Source organism: Halobaculum saliterrae (assembly GCF_009831625.1).
Classification (GTDB): Archaea; Halobacteriota; Halobacteria; order Halobacteriales; family Haloferacaceae; genus Halobaculum; species Halobaculum saliterrae.
Window position 1 is genome coordinate 21,985 of record NZ_WUUS01000005.1, and the last position, 25,846, is coordinate 47,830.

The 25,846-nt window shown below is 70.0% G+C and carries 26 protein-coding genes and 1 tRNA gene; 12 read left to right on the plus strand and 15 right to left on the minus strand.

Annotation, left to right across the window (positions count from 1 at the left end; genetic code table 11):
* The first annotated feature begins 14 nt into the window (after nucleotides 1-14).
* A complete protein-coding gene (locus GRX01_RS08730; RefSeq protein WP_321167984.1) occupies nucleotides 15-1,322 on the plus strand; it encodes an MFS transporter in 1,308 nt (435 codons plus the stop codon).
* Between the two features lie 40 nt (nucleotides 1,323-1,362).
* Here GRX01_RS08730 and GRX01_RS08735 read toward each other — a convergent pair.
* From GRX01_RS08735 to GRX01_RS08760, 6 genes are all read right to left on the minus strand, one after another.
* A tRNA-Gly gene (locus GRX01_RS08735) sits at nucleotides 1,363-1,434 on the minus strand.
* Between the two features lie 140 nt (nucleotides 1,435-1,574).
* Nucleotides 1,575-2,702 (minus strand): NAD(P)/FAD-dependent oxidoreductase, encoded by a 1,128-nt coding sequence (locus tag GRX01_RS08740; RefSeq protein WP_159665840.1) that lies wholly within the window; start codon nucleotides 2,700-2,702, stop codon nucleotides 1,575-1,577.
* A gap of 114 nt (nucleotides 2,703-2,816) precedes the next feature.
* A complete protein-coding gene (locus GRX01_RS08745; RefSeq protein ID WP_159665843.1) occupies nucleotides 2,817-3,548 on the minus strand; it encodes a class I SAM-dependent methyltransferase in 732 nt (243 codons plus the stop codon).
* Nucleotides 3,545-5,674 carry a type II secretion system F family protein gene (locus tag GRX01_RS08750; RefSeq protein WP_321167985.1) on the minus strand — a complete coding sequence of 710 codons (2,130 nt, stop codon included), beginning with the start codon at nucleotides 5,672-5,674 and terminating at the stop codon, nucleotides 3,545-3,547. The genes GRX01_RS08745 and GRX01_RS08750 overlap by 4 nt, the downstream gene beginning before the upstream one ends.
* A gap of 3 nt (nucleotides 5,675-5,677) precedes the next feature.
* Entirely contained in the window at nucleotides 5,678-7,477 is a 1,800-nt protein-coding gene (locus tag GRX01_RS08755; RefSeq protein WP_159665846.1) for a type II/IV secretion system ATPase subunit, read from the minus strand.
* A 154-nt stretch (nucleotides 7,478-7,631) separates the two neighbouring features.
* Nucleotides 7,632-8,165, minus strand: coding sequence for a DUF7549 family protein (locus GRX01_RS08760; RefSeq protein ID WP_159665849.1), 534 nt, complete (start codon nucleotides 8,163-8,165; stop codon nucleotides 7,632-7,634).
* Between the two features lie 130 nt (nucleotides 8,166-8,295).
* On the opposite strand from GRX01_RS08760, the gene GRX01_RS08765 reads away from it, so the two are divergent.
* Nucleotides 8,296-8,769, plus strand: coding sequence for a DUF5793 family protein (locus tag GRX01_RS08765; protein ID WP_159665851.1), 474 nt, complete (start codon nucleotides 8,296-8,298; stop codon nucleotides 8,767-8,769).
* Between the two features lie 27 nt (nucleotides 8,770-8,796).
* Here the strand turns inward: GRX01_RS08765 and GRX01_RS08770 are convergent, their stop codons facing one another.
* Nucleotides 8,797-9,312, minus strand: a complete 516-nt coding sequence (locus GRX01_RS08770) for a GNAT family N-acetyltransferase (RefSeq protein WP_159665854.1) — start codon at nucleotides 9,310-9,312, stop codon at nucleotides 8,797-8,799.
* Nucleotides 9,313-9,437: 125 nt separating this feature from the next.
* On the opposite strand from GRX01_RS08770, the gene GRX01_RS08775 reads away from it, so the two are divergent.
* Nucleotides 9,438-10,139, plus strand: coding sequence for a uracil-DNA glycosylase family protein (locus GRX01_RS08775; RefSeq protein WP_321167986.1), 702 nt, complete (start codon nucleotides 9,438-9,440; stop codon nucleotides 10,137-10,139).
* Between the two features lie 64 nt (nucleotides 10,140-10,203).
* On the opposite strand, the gene GRX01_RS08780 is transcribed toward GRX01_RS08775, so the two are convergent.
* Nucleotides 10,204-11,586: a sensor histidine kinase gene (locus tag GRX01_RS08780; protein ID WP_159665859.1), complete on the minus strand. Its 1,383-nt coding sequence runs from the start codon at nucleotides 11,584-11,586 to the stop codon at nucleotides 10,204-10,206.
* 216 nt (nucleotides 11,587-11,802) lie between these two features.
* Between GRX01_RS08780 and GRX01_RS08785 the strand changes: the two genes are divergently transcribed.
* Nucleotides 11,803-12,825 carry an MBL fold metallo-hydrolase gene (locus tag GRX01_RS08785; RefSeq protein WP_159665861.1) on the plus strand — a complete coding sequence of 341 codons (1,023 nt, stop codon included), beginning with the start codon at nucleotides 11,803-11,805 and terminating at the stop codon, nucleotides 12,823-12,825.
* A gap of 84 nt (nucleotides 12,826-12,909) precedes the next feature.
* Nucleotides 12,910-13,218: a DNA-directed RNA polymerase subunit L gene (locus GRX01_RS08790; protein ID WP_159665863.1), complete on the plus strand. Its 309-nt coding sequence runs from the start codon at nucleotides 12,910-12,912 to the stop codon at nucleotides 13,216-13,218.
* Nucleotides 13,219-13,279: 61 nt separating this feature from the next.
* Here the strand turns inward: GRX01_RS08790 and GRX01_RS08795 are convergent, their stop codons facing one another.
* From GRX01_RS08795 to GRX01_RS08805, 3 genes are all read right to left on the minus strand, one after another.
* Complete coding sequence (locus GRX01_RS08795) at nucleotides 13,280-13,849, minus strand: DUF1684 domain-containing protein (protein WP_159665866.1); 570 nt, start codon at nucleotides 13,847-13,849, stop codon at nucleotides 13,280-13,282.
* A gap of 100 nt (nucleotides 13,850-13,949) precedes the next feature.
* Nucleotides 13,950-14,780, minus strand: a complete 831-nt coding sequence (hisF, locus tag GRX01_RS08800; RefSeq protein ID WP_159665868.1) for an imidazole glycerol phosphate synthase subunit HisF — start codon at nucleotides 14,778-14,780, stop codon at nucleotides 13,950-13,952.
* 125 nt (nucleotides 14,781-14,905) lie between these two features.
* On the minus strand, nucleotides 14,906-15,232 hold the full coding sequence (locus tag GRX01_RS08805; protein ID WP_159665871.1) for a hypothetical protein: 327 nt from the start codon (nucleotides 15,230-15,232) through the stop codon (nucleotides 14,906-14,908).
* Between the two features lie 189 nt (nucleotides 15,233-15,421).
* Here GRX01_RS08805 and GRX01_RS18820 point away from each other — a divergent pair, with 189 nt between their 5' ends.
* Complete coding sequence (locus GRX01_RS18820; RefSeq protein WP_201289552.1) at nucleotides 15,422-15,580, plus strand: DUF7550 family protein; 159 nt, start codon at nucleotides 15,422-15,424, stop codon at nucleotides 15,578-15,580.
* Between the two features lie 7 nt (nucleotides 15,581-15,587).
* Here GRX01_RS18820 and GRX01_RS08810 read toward each other — a convergent pair whose 3' ends face one another.
* Both GRX01_RS08810 and purL read right to left on the minus strand, forming a co-directional pair.
* On the minus strand, nucleotides 15,588-16,925 hold the full coding sequence (locus tag GRX01_RS08810; protein WP_159665873.1) for a hypothetical protein: 1,338 nt from the start codon (nucleotides 16,923-16,925) through the stop codon (nucleotides 15,588-15,590).
* Nucleotides 16,926-17,035: 110 nt separating this feature from the next.
* Entirely contained in the window at nucleotides 17,036-19,216 is a 2,181-nt protein-coding gene (gene purL / locus GRX01_RS08815; protein WP_159665876.1) for a phosphoribosylformylglycinamidine synthase subunit PurL, read from the minus strand.
* Nucleotides 19,217-19,345: 129 nt separating this feature from the next.
* Here purL and GRX01_RS08820 point away from each other — a divergent pair, with 129 nt between their 5' ends.
* Together GRX01_RS08820 and GRX01_RS08825 are read left to right on the plus strand one after the other, a co-directional pair.
* A complete protein-coding gene (locus GRX01_RS08820; RefSeq protein ID WP_321167987.1) occupies nucleotides 19,346-20,029 on the plus strand; it encodes a PHP domain-containing protein in 684 nt (227 codons plus the stop codon).
* Nucleotides 20,026-21,165: an asparagine synthase C-terminal domain-containing protein gene (locus tag GRX01_RS08825; RefSeq protein ID WP_321167988.1), complete on the plus strand. Its 1,140-nt coding sequence runs from the start codon at nucleotides 20,026-20,028 to the stop codon at nucleotides 21,163-21,165. The genes GRX01_RS08820 and GRX01_RS08825 overlap by 4 nt, the downstream gene beginning before the upstream one ends.
* A gap of 182 nt (nucleotides 21,166-21,347) precedes the next feature.
* Here GRX01_RS08825 and GRX01_RS08830 read toward each other — a convergent pair whose 3' ends face one another.
* The gene (locus GRX01_RS08830; RefSeq protein WP_159665879.1) at nucleotides 21,348-21,830 is read right to left on the minus strand and encodes an NUDIX hydrolase; all 483 of its coding nucleotides are present in this window, start codon (nucleotides 21,828-21,830) and stop codon (nucleotides 21,348-21,350) included.
* Nucleotides 21,831-21,898: 68 nt separating this feature from the next.
* On the minus strand, nucleotides 21,899-22,888 hold the full coding sequence (locus tag GRX01_RS08835; RefSeq protein WP_159665881.1) for a transcription initiation factor IIB: 990 nt from the start codon (nucleotides 22,886-22,888) through the stop codon (nucleotides 21,899-21,901).
* Between the two features lie 333 nt (nucleotides 22,889-23,221).
* On the opposite strand from GRX01_RS08835, the gene gatC reads away from it, so the two are divergent.
* The 4 genes from gatC to GRX01_RS08855 are packed head-to-tail and all read left to right on the plus strand — an operon-like array spanning nucleotide 23,222 to nucleotide 25,791.
* Nucleotides 23,222-23,533, plus strand: coding sequence for an Asp-tRNA(Asn)/Glu-tRNA(Gln) amidotransferase subunit GatC (gene gatC / locus GRX01_RS08840; protein WP_159665884.1), 312 nt, complete (start codon nucleotides 23,222-23,224; stop codon nucleotides 23,531-23,533).
* A complete protein-coding gene (gatA, locus tag GRX01_RS08845) occupies nucleotides 23,530-24,888 on the plus strand; it encodes an Asp-tRNA(Asn)/Glu-tRNA(Gln) amidotransferase subunit GatA (RefSeq protein WP_159665886.1) in 1,359 nt (452 codons plus the stop codon). The genes gatC and gatA overlap by 4 nt, the downstream gene beginning before the upstream one ends.
* A 49-nt stretch (nucleotides 24,889-24,937) precedes the next feature.
* Entirely contained in the window at nucleotides 24,938-25,261 is a 324-nt protein-coding gene (locus tag GRX01_RS08850) for a DUF7471 family protein (RefSeq protein WP_159665889.1), read from the plus strand.
* Nucleotides 25,258-25,791, plus strand: coding sequence for a winged helix-turn-helix transcriptional regulator (locus GRX01_RS08855; protein ID WP_321167989.1), 534 nt, complete (start codon nucleotides 25,258-25,260; stop codon nucleotides 25,789-25,791). The genes GRX01_RS08850 and GRX01_RS08855 overlap by 4 nt, the downstream gene beginning before the upstream one ends.
* The last annotated feature ends 55 nt before the right edge of the window (nucleotides 25,792-25,846 follow it).

Sequence of the window (25,846 nt, forward strand, 5' to 3'; positions counted from 1 at the left end):
GGAACGTAACAGTAGTGCAGTTCGGCAACTCTGTCGCCCTCCTGCGCGACAAGGAGTTCTCGGCGCTGGCGGGCACGGCGTTCGCCCGGAGCCAGGCGTACTCGACGCTGCTCATCGCGCTTGCGCTGTACGCCGAGGACTTCGGGACCACCGGGACGGTCGAGGGGCTGTTCGGGACCGCCTTCGCGGTCGTCCAGCTGCTCATCGTGCTCCCGCTCGGTCGGAAGGTCGACACGAGCAACGCGAAGCACTGGCTCCTGCTCGGGCTCGCGGTCAACGTGGTCGTCTTCTTCGGGTTCATGCTCGTGGAGAGCGCCACTCACGTCATCCTCGTTCGGGTGATCCAGGGGATCGGCGCGTCGATCCTGTGGATCACCGGCTCGACTGTCGTCGGCCACATCGCGCCGGACGACGAGAACGGCCGGTGGCTGGGCTCGTACAACCAGGTCGCGGCGTTCTCCAGCCTCGCGGGCGACGTGGTCGGGGGATACCTCCTGTTCGCCGAGGGGTACACCTTCACCTACGTGGTCCTCACGGGAGTCACGATCCTCGCCTTCGTCCTCGTGTTCTTCAACCTCCGTGACGACCCCGGCGGCGGCACCGAGAACGACGCGGGCGGCGGCGTCGCGACGCTGAAGGCGCTGCTCGACCTCCCGATGATCCGCGCGCTCGTCGTCTTCCGGCTCGCGTTCTCCGTCGGCAAGATGGCCGTCATCATCTTCCTGCCCATCCTCGCGCGCACCGAGTTCGGCACGACCGCGTTCGCCATCGGCTGGATCCTCGCGGGCGGGAAGCTCACGAAATCGATCACGCAGGGGTACGTCGGCGACCTCTCCGACCGCGTCGGCAACAAGGAGTACTTCGTCGTCGCCGGCGCGTTCACGTACGGCATCGGCACCGCGCTCATCCCGCTGAGCTACTACTTCGAGGGAGCGATCGATCCGGTCCGGTTCGTCGCCTTCGGGGGCGAACAGGTGCTCGGTGGCGCGTTCTTCAGCCTGTTCGGGGCGTACATGGTGCTGGGCGTCGCCGACTCGATCCGCCTGCCGGCGTCGATGTCGCTGTTCGTCGAGGAGGGCGAGCGCTACGACTCCGTCGCCTCCGCGATGAGCCTCCGGTCGATATCGTGGAAGGTCGGGCAGGTCGCCGGCCCGGTCGGGATCGGCGCCATCAAACAGTACGTCTCGACGAGCGCCGCGTTCTACACGGCCGCGGGGTTCATCGTCGTCGCCTCCGGGGTCTTCTGGATCGTGTTCCGCCGCGCGTCGGCGCGGGAGGCCGCGATCGTGGACGAGGCGGACGCCGACCTGGCGGACGACTGAGTTCGAGGCCGTCGCTGGCTCGTTACGAACGGTGAGACGATGCGCCGGCCGGGATTTGAACCCGGGTCGTTGGCTTGGAAGGCCAAAGTCATACCAGCTAGACCACCGGCGCGCTCGTCGCTGCACTCCTCGCGCGCCGTACCTCGCGAATCCGTCGGATCCGCTCACCACCGGCGCACCGAGGGTATCACTACGTATTAGACGGGGGAATAAGGGGTTTACCGTTTCCGTCGGCCGGATCGGCGCCGCGGTTCAGTCGTCGGCGGTCGCCTCGTCGGTCGCGGCGTCCGCGACGTCCTCCCGCGGCCCCGCCGCGTGGCCCTCGTGGGCGACGGCGGTCGCCATGAGTTCGGGAGAGATCGCGGGAACCTCGCTCTCGTCGACCGGGCCCAGATCGGCGATATCGTCGGTCGAGCGGGGGAACGCACGCATGTCCATGTGGAGCGCGATGCCGCACTTGGCGCCCTCGCCCATCGCGACCGGGATCTGGTTGTGGCCGGGAGTCAGGTCGCCGACGGCGTACACCCCGTCGACGGAGGTTCGGCCGTGGTCGTCGACGGCGACCTCACCGGAGTCCTCGCGATCCAGTCCGAGCGCGTCCGCCAACTCCGCGTGGTAGTCCGAGCCGTACATCGGGAACCCTCCCTTGTACTCGCGGACGGTGCCGTCCTCGAACTCGAAGCTCTCGAGCCAGCCGTCGTCGTCCTTGCTCATCCCCGCGATCTCCTCGTGGATCACGTCGACCGGGTGGTTCTCCAGCATCTCCGCGGTGTCGTCCGACCACTCGGGCTCCTCGCCGCGCAGGAGAACGTCCACCTCGTCGGTGAAGTTGAGCATGATCATCGCGACGTACGCGGCGGAGTCGCCCGTTCCCATCACGTACACCGACTCGTCGACGAACATGTAGGCGTCACAGTGGAGGCAGTAGTGGAGGCCCATGCCCGTGCGCGGCACCGGCGGGTCGGGATGCTCGTCCGAGAAGCCCGTCGCGAGCACGACGCGCCGCGTCGTCAGCTCCTCGTCGCCGGTGTCGACGCGGAATCCCGGGGGGGCTTCCTCGGCCTCATCCGCGTCGGGTTCGTCGGCGTCGTCGCCGTCGCCCCCGCCGATCGCCTCGACGTCCTCCACGAAGCCACGACGGTACTCCCCGCCGTAGCTTTGCACCTGCTCCTGTGCGGTCTGGAGGAACTCGTTGCCCGAGGTCTCCTCGGTGACGCCGATGACGTTGTGGGTGTCGCGCATCATCGCCGCGCGGCCGCCGCCGCGGTTCACAACGAGCGTGTCGAGACCGAGCCGGGTCGCGTACAGGGCGCTCGTCAGTCCCGCCGGGCCGCCGCCGACGACCGTCACGTCGTAGTCGAACTCGATGTCCGTGTTCATCTACTCCCGCTTTGGACGGGCTCCGTATAAATACGCGTCCGGTCGTGCGGCCGGCGTATCCACCCGTGAGGCGTTCACACACCACGATCCTCGCTTCGAGTTCCCGCCGGCGGCTCACTCGGGCGCAACGACAGCATAGCAGTTGCCGCTGGAGACGAACGAGTCGACGATCCGGAGGTCGCTCGCGGCCAGATCCGCGTCGAACTCCCGCGGCGCGTAGACGTGGTAGAACCGCGGGACGGTCTCGCCGCCGGGGAGCGTCCAGTCGACCGTCGTGTCGAACCCGACCTCCGCGTCCGCGTCGGCGTCGAACCGGTCGTGGGCGGTGCTCCACGCGCTCACCAGCGCCCGACCCTCGGGTGCGAGCGTCCGGGCGAGTTCCGACAGCGAGCCGACGCGCCGCTCTCGCGATCGGAGGTGATGGAGCGCGGCGACGTACACCGCCAGATCGATGTCGTCGGCGGCGACGGGGAGCGCGCCGGCGTCGCCGCGGACGAAGGAGAGGCCCGATCCGTACCCGCGCTCGCGTGCTCGCTCCCGTGCCTCGCGCAACAGTCCCCCGCTCACGTCCACGCCCACCGTCTCCTCGACGCGACCGGCGAGCGGGTCGCAGTGGCGACCGTTTCCGCACCCGACGTCGAGCCCGACCCGACCGGACCGACCCTCAAGGAACGACTCCACCTCGGGCCAGGCGTGCTCGCGCGTCTTCGAGAAGTGGGCGGCGATGCGGTCGTACGTCGCCGCGGCCGTCCCCGCCGACGGTGACGGCTCCCCCGCGTCGAACCGATCGCTCCCCTCGGAGCCGCCTTCGTCCTCCGCCGTCGGATCGCCCTCGTCCCGCGTCATCCGACGATCACGAACGTGAGGTACGCCAGCAGGAGCATGACTGTCGCGTGCTTCACACCGTCGCTGACGCTTCCCTCGCCCAACTGTCCGGCGATGAGCCCCGACGCGATCCCCTGGATCGCCGCGGCGTGATAGAACAACAGGACGTAGTCGTCCGTGTCGACGGTGCCGATCCCCTCGAACACGCCGGTCGAGACGCCCGCGACGCCGCCCGGCGACGACAACTGCGCCCCCTCGACGGCCGGGATGAACGCGACCGTCAGCGCCGCGATGATCCCGAGGAACACCGCGAAGGAGACGTAGATGACGAGCAGGTACGTCACCATCACCTGCCGACGCTCCCTGCGGAGGCGCCGCGTGGAGCGCGCCTCGTCGGCCGCGATCGCCAGCACCGGCGCCACGTCGCCGCTCGCCTCGACGGCGTTCGAGACGAGCGCGACCGCCCGCGACACAACCGGCGAGCGGACCCGCCCGCGGAACCGACCGAGCGCCGTCGTGACGGTCGCTCCCCACTCCACGTCCCGCCACGTCCGTTCCACCTCCGGGGTGAGTTCGCCGAGGTCGGAGTCGGTGAGCCGACGCAGGCTCTCGATGACGCTCGCGCCGGCCTCGTTGATGCTCGCCATCCGGTCGAGGAAGTCGGGGACCGCCCGTTCGATCGCCCCGATCCGGCGTTTCTCGATCTCGTACGCGACGCCGTAGGCCGCGAGCACCACCAGCGTCGCCTCGATGACCGGGGAGTCGACCGCCCGAGCGAACGGGAGCGGTTGGAGCGGGATCGCGGGCGTCCGTAGCCACACCCACCACAGGCCCGCCGGAACCGTGACGGCCGCGGTCAGCTCCGGCCGATCGAGGAGGAGCCTCAGAGGCCGGTTCGCGGCGTCGAGCAGGGCCTCGATCCGGTCGTAGACGGCCAGCCGTTCCCTGCTCGCGCCCCACCGATCCACGTCGGCGGCGCGAGCGGCCCCCACGTCGCCCGCGCCGCCGTCCGCCCGGGCGTCTGAGGCATCGCCGGCACCGCCACCGCTCCCCGCGACCGACCGAACCCGTGCGTCCTCGACCGTCCGTTTCGACGCGATCGCGTCGCCCGTCGACCGGGTTATCGAGTCGATGTAGACGACGAACCCGAAGCTCGCGAGCGGGACCCCGAGGTAGACGACCGCACGCAACAGCGGGAGCGTGTCCGAGATGACGATCCCGATGACGACGAGGATCGTGATGAAGAACAGCGGCCCGGCGACGAGCACCGTCACGTACGCCTCCGCGAACGTGGAGATGAGTTCGAGATACTGCTCCTGTTGGGACTCCGCCTCCTCCTGATACCGCTCGTACTGGTCGCGCAGGAACCCCGAGAGCTCCCGGCCGCTGCCGAGCACGGACGCGAGGTTCTCCCCGAACTCGCTCATGTTCTGTGACGGCGAGCGCTCGGCCATGCGTTCGAGCGCGGTGATCACGTCCGTCCCGAACGTGTTCATGTCGCGGACGGCGACGCCCAGCTCGCGGGCGGCCTCCCCGTACACGTCCTCGTTGCGCGACAGCGTCTCCAACACCGCAGGCAACGCCATGCCCGACCGGGACAGCGCGTACACGAACGCGACGGTCCGGGGAAGCGTCGCCTCGATCTGGCTCGCTCTGGCGTGGGCGCGCTGGTCGAGGATCTCCCACCGGAGGAGATACACGGAGACGGCCGACCCGACGCCCACGGTCGCCGACGAGACGAGCAACAGCGGGAACAGGTCGACGACGCCGAGTTCGCCGATCCGCGTGAGGTCCGCGAGGAACCCCAGTACGGGCGGCAACGCCGCCCGGATCGCCTCTCCGCCGACTCTGAGAAGCGCCAGCGTCGCCGCGACGACGTACACGCCGAGGACGCTCCCCGAGACGCCGGCGACGGTGGCGTACAACAGCGTCTTCGACGCGTACGTTCGGTGGGTGACGTCGACGTGTGCCGCCCGCAGCCGGTCGCGTTGGCGGTTCACCCGGGATCGATCGGCGGCCACGCGGTCCCCGAACGCGTGGACGGCGATCCGGGTCACGGCGAGGTTCGCCTCCCGACTCACGGTTCCGGCGAGGATCGGGGCCAACAGGAGCAACGCGGCGGCAAGAGGGAGGAACGACAGGACCACCCGTCAGCCCTCGTCGCCCGGCTCGGGGGCGTCTGACCCCGGACCGTCGGGGTCGGGAGCGTCGGGGTCCCGGGCGTTCCGGTCCACGACCTCGGCGGTCGCGTCCGCGGCGCCCGCGTCCTCGCCTCGCCCGTCCGATACTGTCCCCTCCGGCGTCGTCCCCCCGTTGGCCGCGTCCTCGGCGGCGTCGGGATCGTCGGCCTCGATCCGGTCCATCACGCGATCCGGGTCGGCGTAGTACTCGTTGACGAGCGCGGTGAAGCGACGATAGTCGGTGACCTCGTTGTCCTTGAGGTGTGCGAGGAACCGTCGGCGGTCACGAAGCTCCGACAACAGCTCCGACCGGCTCCACCCCCGTTCGGACTGGATCTCGTCGAGCAGGGCCGAGTCCCGGCTCGTGAAGCTGTCGGAGCCGGCGTCCCACTCGAACACCGACGAGTAGTCCAGTTCGCCGGTTCGCTGGTCGATCCCGCCGATCTCGCCGACGGTCTTCGCGCGGCGCACGCGCCCGCCGTCGAATCGGGCGAGCGTCTGCACCGACAGCAGGTCCAGCGACTGAACCATCGACCGTGGGACGTTGATCGGCTCGTTCTCCAGGCGGTTGATCACGGTCTCGATGGAGTCGGCGTGCATCGTCGAGAACGTGGTGTGGCCGGTGTTCATCGCCTGGAACAGGGTGAGCGCCTCCTCCCCGCGAACCTCGCCGACGATGATGTACTCCGGCCGGTGTCGGAGCGCGGAGCGCAGGAGGTCGTACATGTCGATGTCCTCGCCCTCGCCCATCTGCTCGCGGGTCACCGACGACAGCCAGTTGTCGTGGTACAGCGACAGCTCGCGGGTGTCCTCGATGGTGAGCACCTTCGAACGCGGCGGGATGAACATCGACACCGCGTTCATCGAGGTGGTCTTCCCGGAGGCGGTGCCGCCCGCGAAGATGAGGCTCTTGTTGTGCTCGATACACAGCCAGAAGTACGCCATCTGCTCGATCGAGAACGTTCCGTACTCGATCAGGTCGATCGGCGTGAGCGGTTCCTCCGCGTACTGGCGGATGGTAAACGCCGACCCGCGCGGGGTGACCTCCTCGCCGAGCGCGAGCTCGGCACGCGACCCGTCCGGCAGCGTCGTCCCGACCACCGGGTCGCCGACGGAGATGTGTTGGCCGGACCGCTGCGCCAGCCTGATCACGTAGTTGTCCAACTCGTCGGCCTCGAAGACGACGTTCGTCTCGATGTCGGTGTACTCGTCGTGGTAGACGAAGATCGGGAGGTCGTAGCCGTCACAGGAGATATCCTCGATGTGTCGGTCCGACAGGAGCGCGTCGATCTTCCCGTACCCCCTGAAGTCGCGCCGGAGGTAGTACAGCAGACTGTGGAACGTCCCCATCGAGGCGTCGACGCCGTACTGTTCGAGCAGCGTCGCCAGCTCGTCCCGAAGCCGGTCGTCGCCCGGCTCGCCGGCGTCGTCCCGGTACAACAGCGGGTCGCGGATGTCGTCGACGACGCGTTGAAGCAGGCCGAACTCGAAGTCGTCGAGCTCGGGTTCGACCACGTGGTAGACGTGGTTGTCCGACTCGGTGTCGTAGGTGACCACGACGTATGCGTACGGCGCGTTCACCCAGTAGCGCTCGATCTCGTCGTGGCCGGCCGGCGGATCGAACGACGCCAGCGGCCCGTCCTCGCCGGGGAGAAACGGCCGGACGTCGAGGTCGGCCCCCCGAAGCACCTCGAGGGTTCGGGCGAGGCGCCGCCTGAGAGACGACAGGGGGCGATCGTCGGCCGTGGGCTCCGCGGCGTCCCCAGACATCGGTTACTGCGTGTCGTAGGGAAGTCCGGTACTTAACTTCACCACCGAGGATCACAGGGATGATATCGCGGTCGGTCCCGATGGCGGACCCACCACCGGTGATCCGCACACCCACCGCCGCCGATTCGCGCATCCCTCTCCATGCTCGCGGTCGTCAGCTGACGCGTTCGGCCCGCAGGAGCACGCCGCCGAGCACGAGCTGAAGGACCGCACCGACCGGCAGCGACACGCCCGGGAGCCCGCCGCCGACGCCGAACCCGACCCCGAAGAACCGCTCGGGGAACAGCGCGGAGGCGACGAGGAACGATAGCGCCGAGACGACCAGCAGGGCGCCGAGTGCGTCGACGGGGTCGACGGGCCACGACTCGGCGCGCGCCTCCTCGCGGTAGTAGTACACGGAGACCGCGAGCGCGACGAGGTACACGGCCGCGCCGACGAGCCAGGCGGCGTACGCGATCTGGACGGACGTGCCCGACTGCAGCAGATACGCCGAGACGGGCGAGGAGACGCTCACCGCGCGGACGAACGGCAGCCCGAACGCGTACCGGACCTGGATCAACGGGAACCGGACGAACAGCACCGAGCCCCCGGAGACGGCGCCGTAGAACACGTTCCACGGCAGCAGCGCCGCGACCCACGTGGACAGGACGGCGAGCTCGCCCGCGTACTCGGACCGGACCCAGACCATGTTCCACGGGGCGCCGCGCGTCGGGATAAATCGATTGGACCGACGACCGGGACGAACCCCCGCTCCCGCGATCCGACGCTGTCGGGGGCGTTACGTACTTACACACAGATCCCGTAGGGAATATCACGGAATGAGGCGCGATCACTTCGAGCTGACTGTGGAGCACGTCGACTGGGTCGAGACCGACGCGGATCCGGCCAAGCCGCACGTGTATATCGACTTCCAGGGCCCGGCGGATCTCCTCCGCGAGCGCCTCACCGGCACCGACGGCGAGCTGCTCGACGCCGGAGAGATCGACGTGGCGTACAGGCTCCAGTCCGACCACGAGCGCGATCCCGATGCCGCCGGGGTCGTCGGCGTGACGAACCGCCACACGGGAGACTTCGTCCTCGAACTCAACGAGTCCGCCGAGGACGTGCTCCAGTTCATCCGCGCGGCCCGCGAGTACGGCCGCGTCGACGAGGGCGACGGCCGCTACCGCGTGGAGATCGACGTCGACGGTGATTCCCTCGTCGCCTACGAGAAGGAGACGTTCCTCGTGTACGACGCCGAGGGGAACCTGCTTCGCCACGAGAGCTTGATCCCCTCCGGCGTCGAGCTGTGAGCCGCGACCGGATCCCCCGGGTGCGGGTCAGCCCTCACGAGTCAGCGTGAACCTGGTCTCCGGATACGTCTCGCCGCCGATCCTCGTCTCCGCCTCCCCGGTCGGCTCGAAGCCGAACGACCGGTAGAACTCCGTTCCGAGGTCGTTGTCGGTCAGCACCGTCGCGTGGATCCGGTCGACGCCGCGGGCGAACAGGTCCCCGCGAGCACGTTCGAGCAGCCGCCCGCCGCGGCCCTCGCCGCGGGCGTCCGGGTGGACGTACAGCCGGAGCAGGTGGCCCGTCTCGGCGCGCTCGTCGACGACCGCGTGCGCGAACCCGACGACCGCCCGGGCCTCGGCGTCCTCTCCTCCTCCCTCTTCGACGTACAGCAGCTCGTCGTCCGCCTCGACGGCCGCCCGGACGCGGTCGGGGTCGTACCACTCCTCGAGCCCGGACTCGACGCTCTCCCTGCTGAGGATCGACGGGTAGTCCGTCTCCCACGAGTCGCCCGCGACTCGGCGGACCGCGTCGGCGTCGCCGCGCGTCGCGCGTCGTACTGTCATGTGCTATCACTTCACACAACCCTGTCTCGCTCGCCGACCGTATCCGTTTCGGCTGTCGGCCCCGACGGCCCCCCGGGAACGGCCGAACCGGAAGCGCCATGTGTCACAGACGGCCAACTGGTGCCGTGCAGAACGTCACCGACCGCGTGTCGAACCCCTTCGGACTGTCCCCCGAGTGCGATCGGTTCGTCCCCGGATACGGCGACGCGAACGCCGACTTCCACGTCATCGGGGACCACCCCGGCGTCCACGGCGGGCTCGATGCGCGCGTCCCGTTCACCGGTTCCGTCGCCGGCGAGCGGCTCCTCGACGCGTTGGTTCGGGCCGGACTGTTACAGACGGGCGGCGACGCGCCGTCGGTCGAGTCGACGTACCTCTCGTATCTCCACATGTGCGAGGCGACGGGCGACCGCCTCGGCCCCGACGGCGCGCCGACGCGCGCGTCGTACGGCGAGATGGAGCCGTTCTTCGACGCTGAGGTGCGCGCCATCGCGGCCCACGTGCTGCTCCCGGTGGGGGAACGCGCGACCCGTCACGTGCTGGAGCAGTACACCGCGCAGGCGCACAAGACCCCGATCCGGATGGACGACCTTCACGGCCGCGAGATCCGGGGATCCGGGTGGCTCGTCCTTCCGATCAAGGAGCCGGCGGAGTGGAACGACGGCGACAGCGGTGACGACGGCGACGACGGTGATGACGGCGACGACGGGGCCACGGAGGCGGACCGGCTGGTCGACGCGCTCGCGACGCTTCGCGCCACCGACTACCGTCGCGAGTCGGACCTCGGACGGTTCATCGCCGGGTCGGACCCGTACCTCGTTCGGTGACCGTCGCCGGGGACGGTCACCGTCCCATCGGCCGCCGTCGACCTCGAACCGTGCGACGGTCGGATCACTCCGGCGGGTCTGCCGCCGGGAACTCCACCGTGACCGCCGTCCCCGTCTCGTCCACGTCGAAGGAGACTCGCCCGCCGGACGCCTCCGTGATCCACACGACGAGCCACAGTCCCAGCCCCGACGAGTGGGTGACGGCCGTCTCCGATTCGCTCTGGAACGTCCGCAGTTCCTGACTGGGGATCCCGGGACCGTCGTCGGCGACCGTCACGGCGACGAACTCCTCGGACTCCTCGACGCTGACCTCGACGACCGGGCGCTCGCGATGGCTGTGTTCGATCGCGTTCTCGAGGAGGTTCTCGAACACCGTGTCGACCAGCCCGGTGGCGGTTATCCACGCGGAGTCCGGGGCGTCGACGGTGACCTGCGGATCGATCGAGCGGTACTCCATAGTCAGCCCATCGACCTGCGCCCGCACGAGCCCGACGACGTCGAGGCGTGTCAGTGTGGAGCCGTCGGCGTCCAGCGTCGCCTCGACGTGACGCACGGTCTCGGCGCGGTCGAGCATGGTCTCCGCCGCGCCGGTGATCCGGTCGATCGCAGTCTCCATCTCGTCGTCGACGGCGTCCTCCTTGCCGGCTCGTTCCCTGAGCCGGTCCTCGATCTGCTCGGCGTACCCCAGGACGACGTTCATCTCGTTGCGGAGGTCGTGCCGAAGCAACCGGTTCAGGACCCCGATCCGCCGACGCAGTCGGTGTCGGTCGGTGACGTCGCGGAGCACGACAACCCGCCCCCGGAGGCCCGACCGCTCGAACGGGTTCACGTGGACGTCGTAGTGACGCTTTCCCTCGTCGGTCATCCGAGCGAGCCGCGATGATCCACCCCGCATCTCGTCGCTCCCGGCCGTCGCGGTCACGTCGCGTACGGCGTCGGCGACGAGCCGGCCGCGTTCGGGCCCGTCCGCGGCACCGGGAGAGTCGCCCTCGGTCGGGATATCGCCGTCGACCGGATCGGCGACCGGCGAGTCGCCGTCGGTCGAACTGTCGGCGGTCGAGTCGTCGATCAGGGAGTCCAGTTCCGGATCGAGCGCCTCGATCGGTTCGCCGACGGCGGCCCCCCGCGTGTGGCCCAGTGCGTCGGCGGCGACCGAGTTGCAGGCGACGATCATGCCGTCCCCGTCGACGACGATCAGCCCCTCCGTCGCGGCGTCGACCGCGGCATCCCTCGCGACCGACGCCGCGGCGGCTCGCGAGCGTGTCGAACCGTCGTCGCCGTACCGGACGGCGGCGGCAGACGCCCATGCGGCGACCGAATCCAGCGCCGCGGCGACCGCGTTCCTCGCGCGGCCGCGGAGGGAGTCGGAGACGAGCACCGCCACCAGCACCACGACGACCCCGCCGGCCAGCACGACGAGCGCCAGCCGACCGGACTGCCACGTCATCGCTCGGCCCGACCGCGTTCGACCGCGGGGTCACGAGGCGATCCGGCCCGGCGTCGGTCGATGCGCTGTACGGGAACCACTCCCGAGTACGCACGGGTTTCTGGGTTATGAAAATTTATGTGAATTTCTGACGTAAACAACCGATTCCGGGGCGGGGCTGGAGCCGTCGCCGTCCGAGTCGGAAGGGTTCTTGCCGCCCGGGGAGCATCGGTCGGTATGCAGCGGATCCGTCTCACGAACACCGTCTTCGAGGGGCTCAACAACGTCTACGTGCTCGACGGCACGGCCGACGGCGGCGACCCCGACGAACTGGTCCTCGTCGACGCCGGCGTCGCCCTCCCGGATGTTCGCGAGCAGTTGGCGTCGGGGCTCGCGGACCTCGGCCACGACCTCGCGGACGTCGACCGCCTGCTCCTCACCCACTGGCACGCCGACCACGCCGGACTCTCGGGTGCCATCCAGTCGGAGTCGGGTGCGACGATCCACGTCCACGAGGCCGACGCCCCCCTCGTTGCCGGCGACGAGGACAGCCTGCTCGAGGAACAGCGGCTCCAGCGCGAGAAGTTCCGGGAGTGGGGGATGCCCGAGGCGACCCGCTCGGAACTCGTCGAGTTCCTCGAGGACCACGGCGATCTCGGCGGGGAGCCGTGCGAGGTGGAGCCGTTCGTCGACGGCGACGCCTTCGAGGTGAACGGACGGACGCTCGAGGCCGTCCACCTCCCCGGCCACGCGGCGGGGCTGACCGCCTTCCACGACGCCGGCGGGGACGAGGCGTTCGTCGGCGACGCGATCCTCCCGAAGTACACCCCGAACGTCGGCGGCGCCGACGTCCGCGTCGAGAACCCCCTCGAACGCTACGTGGAGAGCCTGCTGACCCTGATCGATCTCGACCTCGAAGCCGCGTGGCCCGGTCACCGCGACCGGATCGACGACCCGGCGGGGCGCGCGGCGACGATCCTGCGCCACCACGTCGAGCGTACGGGGAACGTCGTCGACGTGCTCGCCGATCTCGGTCCCTCCACCGCGTGGGAGGTGAGCGCCGCGCTGTTCGGCGACCTCCACGGCATCCACGTCCTCCACGGCCCCGGCGAGGCGTACGCGCACCTCGACCACCTCGCGAGCGCCGGCATCGTCGAGCGAGACGGCACACGCTACGCGCTCGCCGACGACGATCCCGACGTGGCGTCGCTGTTCCCGGATCCGGGGATCGACCGCGTGGTCGAGTGGGACGGGGAGTGAGCGGCGCGGTTGCTGGGCGAGCGTGTGGACGCGCGAATCCGCGGAACACAAGCTTCAAACGCGCCTGTGGCGAACGATTCGGCAATGGAACTTCGCGTCATCGACAAGACCGACGAGGAACTCCGCATCGAGATCGCGGGCGAGGACCACACGTTCATGAACGTCCTCAAGGGACAGCTGCTCAACACCGAGGGCGTCGCCGCCGCGACGTACGACATGAACCCCGAGCAGTCCGGGGGCCAGACCGAGCCGATCCTCTCGATCAAGACCGAGGACGGGCTCGACCCGCTCGACGCGCTCGAACAGGCCGCGACGGGCATCTCGGACAACCTGGAGTCGCTCTACGACCGGATCGAGGCCGCCTTCGACGACGCCCCGGCCGCCGAGGCCTGAGGCGGCACGCGCCCCCCACGCCCGTCGTACCCACCGATTTCTCGGACCGTTCTCCCGATCGCTACTCGTCGGGCAGCGTTTCGCCCGCCGGGATCTCGACGTCCAGCCAGTTGTCCGCCGGAACCAGCGGGCACTCGTACGCCTCGCTGTACGCACAGTAGGGGTTGTACGCCTCGTTGAAGTCCAGCACCCAGTCGCCGTCGTCGGTCCGATCGTCGGGATCCTCCAGATCGAGGTACCGTCCGGCGGGGTACGTCCACTCGCCGTTCGTCCCGTCGCGGAACGGCACCCACAGGCGGTACTCGTCGCCCGGCGAGCGGTACGCCTGAACCGTCACGTCCTCGGCGTCGACGCGTATCCGGAACTCGCCGACGTTGTCGTACTCCCGAGCGCCGTCCTGGGTCGTCTCGACGGTGATGCGTTCGGGGTCGTCGTGCTCGTGCAACGTCGCCTCGAATCGGTACGCCGGGTCCGGGTCGAAGTAGTTCAGCCCGGAGAACTCCGCCCGATCGGACTCCGGGATCGGCGAACGCGGATGCTGTGTGAAGAACTCCTCCTTCCTGTGGCGCTCCTCGCGAACGCGCTCGACGTAGGCCTCGGGATCGATGTCGGTGTCGCCGTCGATGCTCATGCCGGACGCTTCGCCCGCCCGCGTGTTCAACGTTCAGCGGTCGTGTTCGATCCGCACACTCTGTCCGTGGGGCCGAGGCGATGACGGTCGCCCCCGGGACTCAGAGCCGGACGGGAACGCCGCGCTCGTCGAGGTAGCGCTTCACCTCGCCGATCCCGAACTCGTCGAAGTGGAAGATGCTGGCCGCCAGTCCGGCGTCGGCGTTCGCGTCGACGAACACCTCCTCCATGTCCTCCGGGCCGCCACAGCCCGAGGAGGCGATCACGGGCGTCGAGACGGCGTCACAGACGGCCTTCGTGAGCGGGATGTCGTAGCCGTCCTTCGTGCCGTCGGCGTCGATGGAGTTGACGAACAGCTCCCCCGCGCCGCGATCCTCGGCCTCCATCGCCCAGGTTACCACGTCGAGGCCGGTGCCCTCTCGGCCTCCCTTGACCGTACACTCGAACCAGCACTCCTCGGTCGTGCCGTCCTCGCGTTCGATCTCGACGTAGTGGTCGCCCTCGTCGTCGAAGCGTCGCCGCGCGTCGACGGAGATGACGATGCACTGGCTGCCGAAGGCGTCGGCCCCCTCGGTGATCAACTCGGGGTTCTCGATGGCGCCGGAGTTGATCGACACCTTGTCCGCACCCGCCCGCAGCGTCTCCTTGATGTCGGCTTTCGTCCGGATGCCGCCGCCGACGGTCAGCGGAATGAAACACTCGTCCGCGACCGCAGAGACCGTATCGAGCATCGTCTCGCGCCCCTCCGCGGAGGCGGTGATGTCGAGGAAGACGAACTCGTCGGCGCCCGCCTCGTTGTACTTCTTCGCCATCTCGACGGGGTCGCCTGAGTACTCCAGGTTCTCGAAGTTGACGCCGGTGTAGACGGCGGCGTTCCCGTCGTCGTCGAGGTCGACGTCGATGCACGGGATGATCCGCTTCGTGAGGGTCATACGTTCGATAGCCCCGAACCGGGTTTCATGGTTTCGCCTGTTCGCGTGAGCGTCGTCACACCGGAGGCGACGACTGCCGCGCGCACCCCGTCGCTCGACTGTTCGCCGGGGTTCCGCACACCCGTTCACCGCTTCCAGCCGCTGACGGTTCCCCCGCCGTAGAGCCACGATCGGATGCGGCTCACGACCGAGTGCAGCAGGACGAACAGCACGAACACGTACGCGAGGCCGACGACCGCCTGCGCCGTCGGGTCGACTCGCGCGGCGACCGCCGGGAGGACGTACCGGAAGTAGAGGTACCCCCCACCGACGACCCCGCCGAGGCTGATGGTGGCGACGGTGACGGTGTAGCAGGCGAACACCGACCACCAGATACTCTCGGCGATGTACTCGTTTCGCTGTGCCGATCGCTGGACGCGTCGGAGGAGCGCATCGCGACTTCCGGGGACCATGCACTCGCGTCCCGGTGTGCCGATGAAAACTCTGGCGGCCGTTCCCGGAAGAGGCGCGTTCGGCAGTCGTGGTGGTGAAGAAGACCTTCGGCGGCCGCGGCATCGGTGCGTTGTCCCGCCGTCGCGCTCGATGCCGATGCGGACCACGGCAGATTAAGTGGCAGCGCCCCGGTTCTCGGGGCAGGAACCATGGCCGATCACCACGACCACGACCACTACAAGGAGTTCGACTACGACCGCGTTACGTCCCCGATGCAGGAGGTCACGAGCGGACAGGCGACCACCGGAGCGGTCGTCGCACTCGTCGGCGTCCTCGTCGTCTTTGGGCTGCCGCTGCTGCTGGTCTGACTGCGGATCACCCGGTCCCGTTCACGCGAACCGTGACCGTTCCGTCTCTCCAGGACGGGCTCGCGCCCCTCACGAACCGTTCGTCGCCGAGCAGTAGCACGACCGTCTCCGGCGCGGGACGCGCGAGTCGTACCGTCGACGCGTTCGCCGGGCGGCTCTCTCGCCACGTCCCGAACGCCTCGGCGAACGCCGTCGCGTTGGCCCCGTCGTCGAACCGGATCGCCCACGCGTAGCCGGTTCGCGTCGACCCCTCATCGTCGGCCCCGACGAACCGCCGTCGAACGTCGTTCCCCCAGCCGTGGGCGGCGTCCGCCGCCGCCGACTCGTCGACCCCCGTTTCGAGCACGACTCGAACGAACAGCTCCCCGTACGTGTCCGTCGTCTCCGGATCGCTCGTCCAGCCGTCCTCGGGCGCGTCGCGGACAGTCAGGGGCACCACGGGTTCGCTCCCCGGTGGCCGGTCGTGGAGCAACTCCTCGGCGGTGCGCGGCGGGTCATCGTAGACTTCGCGCACCTCGCCGGGATCGGAGACGCGCGCGTCGACGTATCGCTCGCCGGCGAGATACGGCGCGACGCCGAGTCGCTCGGCCGGCGACCCTCGGGCGGCTCGCGCCCGCAGCGACGCGGTCGGCTGCGGGGCCTCCGGCGCGTATCGACGGACGTACGCCCCCTGCACGTAGGTCGCCGACCCCTCGACGATCGCCGCGCGTAGCAGCCGCTCGGCTGTCGATCCGGGCGGCACGGCCGCGGTTCCGGCGAGCCGCTCGAACGCGCCGGTCCGGTACTGAACGACGTGGACGGACTCGTGTGCCAGTGTCGACTCCGCGTCCGACGCGTTTCCGAGGGCCGCCTCGTTGACGACGACCGATTCCGGCGTCGCGACGTACGCCGCCGCGGTGACGGCGTGCTCCCGCTCCTCGGCCACTCGGAAGCCGAGCAGCCGGTAGAACTCGGGGTACTCGCTCCCGCCGAGCCGCATCGACTCGTTCGGCTCGACGCGGACGACCGACGGCGGCTCGACCGTCGGTCGATCCATGGCCACCGCCACGCGGGCGAACACCAGGTCGAACTCGACCGGCAGCGAACCGCCGGCCACGCGGACCTCGTGTTCCTCCGCGAGCGCTCGCGGCGACGCCGTCGATGCCGTCGCCGACGCCGTGGGCGAGGCCTGCAGGGTCGGCGAGACCGACGAGACCGACGGATCGGGCGGAGTTGCCGAGTTCCCGGTCTCCGTCTCCGGATCCGTGGGCGCGGAGTCTCCGTCGGTCACTGGCGGCGTCGCCGCGGGAGCCGCACAGCCGGCGGCGACCAGCAGCGCGGCGAGGAGAAGCGTCCGGAGGGGCACGATTTATTGTCAACGGTACAATCAAAAAGCGTTCGTTCGATTCCCACGGTCTCACACCCCTGTAACGGCCGACCTCGCGACTGAACCGGCCGATCTCGTGAACGGCGTCGTCAGTCCAGTTCGCGTTCGATGACCGCGCGGAGGTCGCGGATCGACGCGGCGTCGTACCGCACCTCCGCGTCGTCAACCGTCAACGAGAGCGTTCCGTCGGCGGTCGCCTCGCCGAGCGACTCCACCGGCGCGACGCCCTCGAACGCGTCGCGGACCGCGTCGGGATCCGTCGTCTCGATCACCGCGCGGCCGGGGGTCTCGTCGAACAGCGCGAGCGCGTCGTCGAGCGCGACGTCCGCGCCCGCCTCGCCGGTCACCATCTCCGCGAGCGCCACCGCGAGGCCGCCGTGGCTCACGTCGTGGACCGCGAGCGTGTCGTCGCGGTCCGCGACGGCCGCGAGGGTCCGCAGGACCGCCGGCGCGTTCTCGGGAAGGTCCGGGAAGCGATCAGTTCCGGTCGCCTGCGCGAGGAACTCGGAGCCGCCCAGTGCGCCGCCGGCCGCGCCGACCGCGAGCACGGTACCCTCGCCGTCGAACGCCGCCGGGGGCGCCGAGAACCCCGCCGTCGTTCCGATGACCGCGAGCGTCGGCGTCGGCGGGATCGGGCCGGCGACGGAGTCGTTGTACAGCGAGACGTTGCCGCCGACGACCGGGATCGAGAGGTCCGCACACATCTCCGCGAGGCCGTCGACGGCGGCCGCGAAGCCGCCGTAGACGTCGGGTTTCTCCGGATTCCCACCGTTGAGGCAGTCGACGGCCGCCAGCGGCGTCGCCCCCTTCGCCGCGAGGTTCGTGGCGTTCTCCAGCGCGACGGCGCGGGCGCCCTCGTACGGCGCCGCCTCGGTCCACCGCGGTTCGGATCCCGAGGACAGCGCCAGGCCGAGCGGTTCGCCCGCGTCGGTCTCGGCCTCGCGGATCGCCATCACGGCGGCGTCGTCGCCCGGAGGCACCGCGGTGCGGACGCCGACCTCGTGGTCGTACTGCCGGTACACCCAGCGCTTGCTCGCTGTGTTGGGGTTGCCGACGACCGCCTCGAACGCCGCTCGCAGGTCGTCGACGGCTCCCTCCCGACCGCCGTCGTCGCCGGCATCGGAGTCGGGGTCGACGAGCGCGGGCAGATCGCGCTCGGGTTGGCTCGGATCCTCCCGCGGAAGATCGTTCATCGGCGCGCCGTCGGCGAGGTACCCCGCGGGGGCGTCGACGACCGTCTCGCCCTCGAACGTGCACACGTAGTTGCCGTCGGTCACCTCGCCGATGACCGAGCAGCCGAGGTCGAATCGCTCGGCCAACTCGGCGACGCGGTCGGTGTCCTCGGGCCGGATCTCGTACACCATGCGCTCCTGACTCTCCGCGAGGAGGATCTCCATGGCGTTCATGTTCGGCTCGCGCTGGTGGACGCGGTCGAGCGCGATGTCGGCGCCGAGGCCGCCCTTGGCGACCAACTCGGATGACGCCCCGCCGAGTCCGGCCGCGCCGAGGTCGCGTGCGGCGACGAGCAGGCCCTCGTCGACGAGCGCCTCGTTACACTCGATGAGCCGCTTCTCGGCGTACGGGTCCCCGACCTGCACCGCGGGCCTGTCCTCCGTCTCCGCGTCCTCCGCGAGGTCCTCGGAGGCGAAGGAGGCGCCGCCGAGACCGTCGCGGCCGGTCGCGTTGCCGACGAGAACGAGCTTGTTACCGGGCGTCTCGGCCGTCGCGGTGACGAGTCGGTCCGGCGTCGTCAGGCCGACGCAGGCGACGTTGACGAGGGGGTTCCCCTCGTAGCCGTCGTCGAACGCGACGGAGCCGGCGACCGTCGGAACGCCGATGCAGTTGCCGTAGTGGCTGATCCCCTCGACGACGCCCTCGAACAGGTACCGCGAGTGTTCGCGGTCGAAGCCGCCGAAGTACAGCGAGTCCGCGAGCGCGATGGGGTACGCGCCCATCGACATCGTGTCGCGGACGATCCCCCCGACGCCGGTCGCGGCGCCGTCGAAGGGATCGACGTACGAGGGGTGGTTGTGGCTCTCGATACCGAGCGTTGCGTACGTCTCGTCGTCGAGGGCGACGACCGCGGCGTCGTCGCCGGGACCGATCACCACGTCGTCCGACTCGCTGTCGAACGCCGACAGCAGCGGACGAGACGACCGGTACGCGCAGTGCTCGCTCCAGAGGTTCTCGAACAGCGCGGCCTCGGCTCGGGTCGGCTCCCGGCCGAGCTCCGCCTCCACCAGTTCCCGATCCGCGTCGGCGAGGGGCATTCACATGTGCGGTCAACACGGCCGGCAAAATGGCTTTCTATATGCACGGTCGTGCCTATCGCCGCCACCGTCGACGGCGTATCCGATCGGACCGGGTCGCTTTTCTACGGTCCGCGAGTACGTGTGACCGTGCTATCGGTCGAGCTGCACAGTCACTCGGCGCTCTCGCACGACGGCCGCGACCCTGTCGACATGCTCCTCGAACAGGCGGCCGCCGTGGGCCTCGACGCGCTCGCGGTCACCGACCACGACGAACTCGACGCGAGCCTCGAGGCCGTCGAGCTGGCGGACGACTACGGACTCGTCGGCATCCCCGGAATGGAGGTCACGAGCGCCGCCGGCCACGTACTCGCGCTCGGGATCGAGGAGCTGATCCCCGCCGGGCTCGACTACGAGGAGACGCTCGACCGGATCCACGATCAGGGGGGGCTCGCGGTCATCCCGCACCCGTTCCAGAAGTCGCGCCACGGCGTCGCACCGCACATCTCGACCGAACAACTGGCGAACGCGGACGCCATCGAAGTGTACAACTCGCGGCTCCTGACGGGGCGATCGAACCGGCAGGCGGAGTCGTTCGCGGTGAACCACGGGGTTCCGATGACCGCCGGGAGCGACGCGCACATCGCGGAGATGGTCGGACAGGCGGTCACCCAGGTCGGCGCCGACGAGCGCTCGGTGGCCGCGATCCTCGACGCGGTCCGCGACGGTCGAACCAGCGTCGTCGGCAAGCGGACGCCGTGGTACATCTCCTTCCGGCAGGCCGCCGGTGGCGCGAAGCGACGTATCGGCCGCCGCGTCGACGATCTCCTGTGACTCGCGAGCGTGACCCCGGGACGACTTCCCTCGACGGTGACCTCGCCGATCCTACCCTCGTCCGCGACGCGCTGGCGGACGGAGACCCGCTCCCCGGGACCGGCGGGTTCGCCGGGCTCGCCGACGGGACGCTCGTTCGGGACGTCCTCGGTCGTCGACCCTTGTTCGTGGAGCGCGACGACCCGGACCGCTGGAGCCGCAGCCTCGCGGGTCTGGAGCGCCCGCGCTCGTTGCCCGCGGGGTCCATACTCGACATCGAGGGCGAGCGACGCGTCTGGTCGCTGCCCGACCCGGAGGCGTCCGCGGCCGACCCCGCGCTCGAAGCGGTCACCGAGGCCGTCGAACGGAGCGTTCGCGCGGTCGACTCCGACGGGCTCGCGGTCGCGTTCTCCGGCGGCGTCGACTCGGCGCTCGTCGCCGCCGGCGTCACCGAGGCGCCGCTGTACGTCGCCGGGTTCGAGGGCGCCCACGACGTGGCCGCCGCTCGTGCGGCCGCGGAGGCGATGGACCGCGACCTGCGGGAGGTGACGCTCTCACACGCCGACCTCGAACGTGCCGTTCCGGAGATCGTCGCGGCGACCGGGCGGCGCAACCCGATGGACGTCGCCATCGCGCTGCCGCTGTATCTCGTCGGCGAGCGCGCCGCCGACGACGGACACGACCGCCTCGCCGTCGGGCAGGGAGCCGACGAGTTGTTCGGCGGGTACGCGAAGGTCGTCGACCCGGCGGACGATCACCGGGTCGACGCCGACACCGTGCGCGGTGCCCGTCGCGAGACGGTCCTGTCGCTCCCCGACCAACTGGAGCGCGACGTGCTCGCGCTCCGGGCCGCCGGCGTCGAGCCGGTCGCGCCGCTGTTGCACGACCGCGTCGTTAGTGCGGCGCTGGCGCTCCCCGGTAGCCTCCTCGTCGCCGACGGCGAACGGAAAGTGGCGCTCCGCGCGGCCGCCGAGGGACTCGTCCCCGATCGGGTCCGCTCGGCGGAGAAGAAGGCCGTCCAGTACGGCACCTACGTCTCGCGTGAACTCGACCGCCTCGCGCGGCAGGCGGGGTTCAAGCGTCGCATGGACGACCACGTCGGTCGCTACATCGCCGACCTGTGTGGCGACGCGTACCGCTCCCGCGACGAACGATAGCGAGTGCTGACCGGAGCGGTCGCTGTCGGATGGAGTTCGCTGACAGGCGACACCGCTTCGCGGGTCCGTTCGACCGACGCGGTGTCACACTCCCGCTGAGCGTCGGTAGTTCCCGGCTACTCGATGGAGGCAGTGGTTCCACTTCGGTATCTAAACGTTCGGGTCGTTCGCCGCGTCGAAAGTCACCGCTCGGTGGCCGCACGAACCGTCTCGATCGCCTCGATCCCGATCTCCGTTGTGTCGCTGTCTACGTCGCTCTCGCGGAGGTCTTTCGGCGTGTACCACGCCCACGCCTCCGGACCGACCTCGTCGTCGCCGTCGGGGTCGATCGCTCGGTCGTCGACGGCGGCGAAGTACACGTGGTCGATGTGCTGGTGGCCGACCGTGCCGTCGTCGTGGACGTTGATGTCGTACAGCATCGTGTGCCGGGGGGACGGGAGCGTCATCCCGGCCGGGGCCTCGATGTCGCGGGTGTCGTCGACGAGCGTGGGGTCGAGCCCGGTCTCCTCGCGGGCCTCGCGCAGTCCCGCCTCGTGGGGGACCTCGTCGTGGTCGACGTGGCCGCCCGGCGGGATTCGGATCCCGAGCGACGGGTGCTCGTGCAGCGCGGTCGCGCCGTCGTGGACGAGATAGACGGTCGCGGTGAAGTGGCGCGTGGTCTCCATACGCGTGGCTGGCGGGTGTGCGGCTTCGGGGTTACGAAAGCGTCACACGTTCAGGTAGTCGATCCGGATCAGCCGAGCTGGACTTCTTCCTCGGCCTCGAGCAGCTCGTGGTACCGGTTGCGGATGGTGACCTCCGAGATGTTCGCCACCTCGCTCACCTCGCTTTGGGTCACCTTCTCGTTAGTGAGCAGCGACGCGGCGTAGACGGCCGCGGCCGCGAGGCCGACTGGCGACTTGCCCGAGTGGACGCCCTCCTGTTTGGCCGTCTGGAGGAGCTGGCGGGCACGTCGTTCGGACTCGTCGGACAGGTCCAGGTCCGACGCGAACCGCGGAACGTAGCTCTCGGGGTCCGCCGGCTGGATCTCCAGCTTCAGCTCGCGGACGACGTAGCGGTACGTCCGCGCGATCTCGTCCTTCTCGACGCGGGAGACGTTCGTGATCTCGTCGAGCGACCGCGGCGTTCCGGCCTGTCGGGCGGCCGCATAGAGGCTCGCGGTGGAGACGCCCTCGATGGAGCGCCCGGGGAGGAGGTCCTCGTCGAGCGCGCGGCGGTAGATGACCGAGGCGGTCTCGCGGACGTTGTCCGGCAGGCCCAGCGCCGAGGCCATGCGGTCGATCTCGCCGAGCGCCTGCTTGAGGTTGCGCTCCTTCGAGTCGCGCGTGCGGAACCGCTCGTTCCACGTGCGCAGCCGCTGCATCTTCTCTCGCTGGCGGCCGGACAGCTGGTTGCCGTAGGCGTCCTTGTCCTGCCAGCCGATGTTGGTCGACAGCCCCTTGTCGTGCATCATGTTCGTCGTGGGGGCGCCGACGCGGGACTTCTGGTCCTTCTCCTTGGAGTCGAACGCGCGCCACTCCGGCCCGTGATCGATCTCGTCCTCCTCGACGACGAGGCCGCAGTCCCGGCAGACGGTCTCGCCGCGCTCGGAGTCGTTCGTCAGCTTCCCGCCGCACTCCGGGCATTCGAGCTGTTCTCCCTCCGACTCGGACTGCGTCTCGTCCTCGCCGGCGGTGGTGGTGCGCGATCGGTCGTCCGTGTAACTTCGGACGTTCTCACTCATTGTTAGGATGTGTTGAAATCGGAGACTCAAGGCTCCGATGGGGGGTTCGCCGTACCAGTTACAGGGGCGGAAGCAACTTATATCTGCTGGCGGATTTTCGCCGTCTTCGGGCCCGAATTCCGCCAATCGAGGTGCGTTCGGCTCCACCTAATTCCGCCGGGTCGAGAGCACCGTGCTCGGAGAGCCGACCGTGGACGATCCCGAGGCGGCCACGGCGGTCTCGAGGTGGATCCTGACGGCGTCGAAGCGAACCCGACCGGAGGGACGACCGGATCCATGACCGCAGTCGGGGGTATCGAAACCCTTACTCGCGGTCCGTGGCACTCCCCGTACATGACAGCGACGGACGAGGGCGCCGAGTCGGAGGCCGACGCCGGCGTCGTCGACCCCGACGAGGTCCGCCACGTCGCCGACCTCGCCCGGGTCGACCTCGACGACGAGGAGGCGACGGCGTTCGCCGAGCAGTTCGCGGACGTGCTCGACTACTTCGCGGCGCTCGACGAGGTGCCCGAGGTCGCGGACGAGCCGGATCTGGTGAACGTGATGCGCGCCGACGAGGTGCGCGACGGCCTCTCCCAGGAGGAGGCGCTCGCGAACGCGCCCGACTCGGAGGCGGGCTTCTTCAAGGGGCCGAAGGTCTCATGAGCGCCGACGACGCCCGAGACGGCGACTCGACCGACGACCTGAACGCGTTCGTCACCCGGGAGACCGTCGAGGGCGACGCGGACGGTCCCCTCGCGGGGAAGACGGTCGCCGTGAAGGACAACATCTCGACCGAGGGGATCCGGACCACCTGCGGCTCCGCGATGCTCGCGGAGTACGTGCCGCCGTACGACGCGACGGTCGTCGAGCGCCTGCGGGAGGCCGGCGCGACGCTCGTCGGCAAGGCGAACATGGACGAGTTCGGCATGGGCGGCACGACCGAGACCTCGGCGTTCGGCCCTACGAAGAACCCCGTCGACCCCGAACGCGTCCCGGGCGGCTCCTCGGGCGGCTCCGCGGCTGCCGTCGCCGCGGGCGAGGCGGACCTCGCGCTCGGCTCCGACACCGGCGGCTCGGTTCGCAACCCCGCCGCGTTCTGCGGCGTCGTCGGGATCAAGCCGACGTACGGCCTCGTCTCGCGGTACGGCCTCGTCGCGTACGCCAACTCGCTGGAGCAGATCGGGCCGCTGGCGAACACGGTCGAGGACGCGGCCACGCTGCTCGACGCCATCGCCGGCCCCGACGAACACGACGCGACGACGCGGTACGACGCCGCGGAGGGCGGCGCGCCCGGCGCGACCGACGTTCCGGACGACGTCCATCCCGCCGACGCGACCGAGTACGCCGCGGCCGCCGACGGCGACGTGGACGGGATGACCGTCGGCGTTCCGACGGAACTGGTCGAGGGGGCCGACGACGAGGTCGTCGCGGTGTTCGAGGACGCGCTGGCGGACCTGGAGGCGCGGGGCGTCGAGACGGTCGAGGTGTCGCTGCCCTCCGTCGAACACGCGGTGCAGGCGTACTACGTCATCGCGATGTCGGAGGCGTCCTCGAACCTCGCGCGCTTCGACGGCGTTCGGTACGGCGTCGACGGCGGCGAGGGCAACTGGAACGAGTCGTTCGCGGCCGCCCGCGAGGAGGGCTTCGGAGACGAGGTGAAACGCCGGATCCTGCTGGGGACGTACGCCCTCTCGGCGGGCTACCACGACAAGTACTACGAGAAGGCGCAGGACGCCCGCGCCTGGGTGAAACGGGACTTCGACGAGGCGTTCGCCGAGGCGGACGTGCTCGCGACGCCGACGATGCCCGTGCTCCCCCCGAAGCGCGGCGAGAGCCTCGACGACCCGCTCTCGCTGTACCTGATGGACGCGAACACGGTGCCGGTGAACCTCGCGAACCTCCCGGCGATCTCGGTGCCGGCGGGCGAGGCCGAGGGCCTCCCGGTCGGGATGCAGTTCGTCGGCCCCGCCTTCGGCGAGGAGGCGATCATCCGCGCGGGCAGCGCCGTCGAGGAGTAGCGCCGCGGCCGCGCGGAACCGTGAAGTCGCCCCGGCGTCACCCTCCGACATGGACAGCCTCCAGCATATCGTCCCCGGCGCTCACGGGGTTTCCTACGCGGTCGTCGTCGCCCTCGGCGGCGTCGCCGGCGCGGGACTGCTCGGGCTCGGGTTGGCCGCGTTCCTGCGCCGGCGCTCCCGGTCGTACCTGCTGGTCGCGCTCGCGCTCGGCGCGCTCGCGGCGCGGGCCGGCCTCGCGGCGGGTGCCGCGTTCGGCCTCGTCGGCGTCGACGCCCACCACTTCGGCGAACACCTCCTCGACGTGGTGATGGCGGCGCTCGTCGTCGCGGCGGTGTACTACGCACGGTCGGTCGGGTCGGAGGTGTCGTCGTGAGCGACCCCGCCGTCCCGCCGACCGGTCGGTCGACGCGCGAACGTATCGCCGAGTACGTGCGCTCACACCCCGGTATCCACTTCAACGAGCTCGTTCGGCGGCTGGATCTCGCGCCCGGACAGGCGCAGTACCACCTCCGCCGGCTCGACCGCGACGACCGCGTCGTCGGCGAGGAGGTCTCCGGCCGAACTCACTACTTCGACCCCGCGGTCGACCCTCCCGAACGTCGCCGTCTCGCGCTGTTTCGTCGGGAGACCGCCCGCGACGCCGTGCTCGAACTGCTCGACGGTCCCGCCCGCCCGGGGGCGGTTGCGGACGGGATCGGCGTCGCCCGGAGCACGCTGGAGTGGCACCTCGACGGCCTCACGGACGCCGGGGTGGTCGAGAAGTGCCGCGACGAGCGCGGCCGGGTCACGCTCGCGCTGACGGATGCCGAGGCGACCGTCCGAGACCTCCGTCGGATCGAGCCGTCGATCCCGGATCGACTGCTCGACCGCTTCACTCGGCTGGTCGACGCGCTGCTGGAGTAGGCCATACGGTCCGATGTCGACCCCCGCGTTCGACGCCCGCACCACAACCCCCTTC

Excerpts from the sequence above, each read along its gene's own strand:
- GRX01_RS08740 (WP_159665840.1), bottom strand. The coding sequence starts at position 2,702 with ATGAACACGGACATCGAGTTCGACTACGACGTGACGGTCGTCGGCGGC.
- GRX01_RS08745 (WP_159665843.1), bottom strand. The coding sequence starts at position 3,548 with ATGACGCGGGACGAGGGCGATCCGACGGCGGAGGACGAAGGCGGCTCC.
- GRX01_RS08755 (WP_159665846.1), bottom strand. The coding sequence starts at position 7,477 with ATGTCTGGGGACGCCGCGGAGCCCACGGCCGACGATCGCCCCCTGTCG.
- GRX01_RS08760 (WP_159665849.1), bottom strand. The coding sequence starts at position 8,165 with ATGGTCTGGGTCCGGTCCGAGTACGCGGGCGAGCTCGCCGTCCTGTCC.
- GRX01_RS08765 (WP_159665851.1), top strand. The coding sequence starts at position 8,296 with ATGAGGCGCGATCACTTCGAGCTGACTGTGGAGCACGTCGACTGGGTC.
- GRX01_RS08770 (WP_159665854.1), bottom strand. The coding sequence starts at position 9,312 with ATGACAGTACGACGCGCGACGCGCGGCGACGCCGACGCGGTCCGCCGA.
- GRX01_RS08780 (WP_159665859.1), bottom strand. The coding sequence starts at position 11,586 with ATGACGTGGCAGTCCGGTCGGCTGGCGCTCGTCGTGCTGGCCGGCGGG.
- GRX01_RS08785 (WP_159665861.1), top strand. The coding sequence starts at position 11,803 with ATGCAGCGGATCCGTCTCACGAACACCGTCTTCGAGGGGCTCAACAAC.
- GRX01_RS08790 (WP_159665863.1), top strand. The coding sequence starts at position 12,910 with ATGGAACTTCGCGTCATCGACAAGACCGACGAGGAACTCCGCATCGAG.
- GRX01_RS08795 (WP_159665866.1), bottom strand. The coding sequence starts at position 13,849 with ATGAGCATCGACGGCGACACCGACATCGATCCCGAGGCCTACGTCGAG.
- hisF (WP_159665868.1), bottom strand. The coding sequence starts at position 14,780 with ATGACCCTCACGAAGCGGATCATCCCGTGCATCGACGTCGACCTCGAC.
- GRX01_RS08805 (WP_159665871.1), bottom strand. The coding sequence starts at position 15,232 with ATGGTCCCCGGAAGTCGCGATGCGCTCCTCCGACGCGTCCAGCGATCG.
- GRX01_RS18820 (WP_201289552.1), top strand. The coding sequence starts at position 15,422 with ATGGCCGATCACCACGACCACGACCACTACAAGGAGTTCGACTACGAC.
- purL (WP_159665876.1), bottom strand. The coding sequence starts at position 19,216 with ATGCCCCTCGCCGACGCGGATCGGGAACTGGTGGAGGCGGAGCTCGGC.
- GRX01_RS08830 (WP_159665879.1), bottom strand. The coding sequence starts at position 21,830 with ATGGAGACCACGCGCCACTTCACCGCGACCGTCTATCTCGTCCACGAC.
- GRX01_RS08835 (WP_159665881.1), bottom strand. The coding sequence starts at position 22,888 with ATGAGTGAGAACGTCCGAAGTTACACGGACGACCGATCGCGCACCACC.
- gatC (WP_159665884.1), top strand. The coding sequence starts at position 23,222 with ATGACAGCGACGGACGAGGGCGCCGAGTCGGAGGCCGACGCCGGCGTC.
- gatA (WP_159665886.1), top strand. The coding sequence starts at position 23,530 with ATGAGCGCCGACGACGCCCGAGACGGCGACTCGACCGACGACCTGAAC.
- GRX01_RS08850 (WP_159665889.1), top strand. The coding sequence starts at position 24,938 with ATGGACAGCCTCCAGCATATCGTCCCCGGCGCTCACGGGGTTTCCTAC.